Annotated in this window: 3 protein-coding genes; all 3 read left to right on the forward strand. The window is 59.1% G+C overall.

The window, feature by feature from the left end; translation table 11 throughout:
- Positions 1–100 precede the first annotated feature (100 nt).
- Positions 101–421 carry an IS66-like element accessory protein TnpA gene (gene tnpA / locus V7787_RS52660; RefSeq protein WP_236186664.1) on the forward strand — a complete coding sequence of 107 codons (321 nt, stop codon included), beginning with the start codon at positions 101–103 and terminating at the stop codon, positions 419–421.
- Positions 418–753 carry an IS66 family insertion sequence element accessory protein TnpB gene (gene tnpB / locus V7787_RS52665; RefSeq protein ID WP_236186666.1) on the forward strand — a complete coding sequence of 112 codons (336 nt, stop codon included), beginning with the start codon at positions 418–420 and terminating at the stop codon, positions 751–753. Before tnpA ends, tnpB begins: the two co-directional genes overlap by 4 nt.
- Positions 754–816: 63 nt before the next feature.
- Positions 817–2,352, forward strand: a complete 1,536-nt coding sequence (gene tnpC / locus V7787_RS52670; RefSeq protein WP_236186668.1) for an IS66 family transposase — start codon at positions 817–819, stop codon at positions 2,350–2,352.
- Positions 2,353–2,383: the final 31 nt, after the last annotated feature.

A 2,383-nucleotide genomic window follows, 5' to 3' on the forward strand; every position in this document is an offset into this window, starting at 1 on the left:
GTAAGCGTCCGGCGAACTCACCTTCCGAACTCCAGCATTAAGGGCGATGGTGTCCGCGTATTTTTAAGCGGACGCGATCACCCTTATCGCCAGGATTTCCATGCGCCAACGAAGCTCTTATCCGAAACCATTCAAAGCCCAGGTTGTTCAGGAATGCCTGCAACCTGGCGCAACCGTGTCCAGTGTCGCCATCAGTCACGGCATCAACGCCAACGTCATCCGCAAATGGCTGCCGCTCTATCGAGACCCGCCCGCAGCAACCTCTTTGCCAGCATTTGTCCCGCTAAAAGCCGCACCTAAACGGCCAGCCGAAGCCTCAGTGATCATCGAGTTGCCCATGACTGGGCAAGTGATCACGGTGAAATGGCCAGCCTCGGATCCTGAGGGTTGCGCGCAATTTATCCGGGCTGTCACTCAATGATCCGCATCGATGCGATCTGGCTGGCCACCGAGCCGATGGACATGCGCGCCGGCACCGAAACGGCATTGGCCCGGGTGGTCGCGGTGTTCGGTGCGGCGAAGCCGCACTGCGCTTACCTGTTCGCCAATCGCCGGGCTAACCGAATGAAAGTGCTGGTGCACGACGGCGTGGGAGTCTGGCTTGCTGCGCGGCGACTGAATCAAGGCAAGTTTCACTGGCCCGGCATTCGCCATGGATGCGAGGTTGAACTCGACAGCGAACAACTTCAGGCCTTGGTGCTGGGCCTGCCGTGGCAGCGTGTCGGTGCAGGCGGTGTGATCAGCATGCTGTAAACGCCGGCCATTTGGCCGGTCTACTTGTCGTCGTTCTGTGCCTGCTCTGGCACAATCGGCGGCATGACTTTTTCGCCCAACCTCGACCAGATGACCCCGGAACAGCTTCGTGCCTTGGCGGCACGGGCGTTGCAGTTGCAGTCCCAGGTCGAGGCGATGAGCAAGAAGATCCAGAACGATGGAACTCTCATCGAACAGTTCAAGTTCGAAATCGCCCTGCTCAAACGCCACAAGTTTGCCAAGCGCAGCGAGCAAATCAGCCCGGCGCAAGGCAGCTTGCTGGATGACCTGCTCGATACAGACCTTGAAGCGATTGAGGCCGAGCTGAAACAGCTTCTTCCCACTTCGTCACAGTCTGAGCCACGGCAATCGCCCAAACGTGCACCATTGCCGCCGCAGTTTCCACGCACGGTGATTCGTCACGAACCCGAAAACACCCAGTGCGCCTGTGGCTGCCAACTTCAACGCATCGGCGAAGACGTCAGCGAGAAGCTGGATTACACACCGGGCGTGTTTACCGTCGAGCAACATGTGCGTGGCAAATGGGCCTGCCGTCAGTGCGAAACACTGATCCAGGCGCCAGTGCCGGCGCAGGTGATCGACAAAGGCATCCCGACCGCAGGCTTGCTGGCCCACGTCATGGTGGCCAAGTTTGCCGATCATTTGCCGCTGTACCGGCAGGAGAAAATCTTTGGCCGCGCCGGGTTGGAAATTGCTCGCTCGACCTTGGCTCAGTGGGTCGGACAAACCGGTGTGCGGCTCCAGCCGCTGGTCGATGCACTGCGTGAAGCCGTGCTGAACCAAGGCGTGATTCACGCTGATGAAACACCGGTGCAAATGCTTGCGCCGGGCGAGAAGAAAACCCACCGAGCCTATGTCTGGGCCTATAGCACGACGCCGTTTTCGGCGCTCAATGCTGTGGTTTACGATTTCAGCCCAAGCCGTGCTGGCGAACACGCACGTAACTTCCTGGGCAACTGGAACGGCAAGTTGGTCTGCGATGACTTCGCGGGCTACAAAGCTGGTTTTGACCAAGGCATTACTGAAATCGGCTGCATGGCTCATGCTCGCCGCAAGTTCTTCGACCTGCATGTCGCGAACAAAAGTCAGCTGGCCGAACAGGCGCTGCACTCGATTGGCGGTTTGTACGAGGTTGAACGCCAGGCTCGGGATATGAGCAACGAAGACCGTTGGCGAATACGTCAGGAAATGGCGGTACCGATCAGCAAAACACTGCATGACTGGATGTTGGCCCAGCGCGATCTGGTGCCGAACGGATCAGCCACGGCCAAAGCCCTCGATTACAGCCTGAAACGCTGGGTAGCGCTGACGCGCTACCTGGACGATGGGGCTGTGCCTATCGACAACAATCAGGTGGAGAACCAGATACGGCCATGGGCGCTCGGACGCTCGAACTGGTTGTTTGCCGGGTCGCTGCGCAGTGGCAAACGGGCCGCGGCGATCATGAGCCTGATCCAGTCGGCGCGCATGAATGGGCATGATCCGTATGCCTATCTCAAGGATGTGTTGACGCGGTTGCCGACACAGCGGGCCAGTGAGATCGGGCAATTGCTGCCGCATCAGTGGGTGCCGGCCTGACTTACGCAAGGTGAGTTGGGCGGACGCTTAC

The organism is Pseudomonas sp. CGJS7 (genome assembly GCF_036961695.1).

Excerpts from the sequence above, each read along its gene's own strand:
- tnpA (WP_236186664.1), top strand. The coding sequence starts at position 101 with ATGCGCCAACGAAGCTCTTATCCGAAACCATTCAAAGCCCAGGTTGTT.
- tnpB (WP_236186666.1), top strand. The coding sequence starts at position 418 with ATGATCCGCATCGATGCGATCTGGCTGGCCACCGAGCCGATGGACATG.
- tnpC (WP_236186668.1), top strand. The coding sequence starts at position 817 with ATGACTTTTTCGCCCAACCTCGACCAGATGACCCCGGAACAGCTTCGT.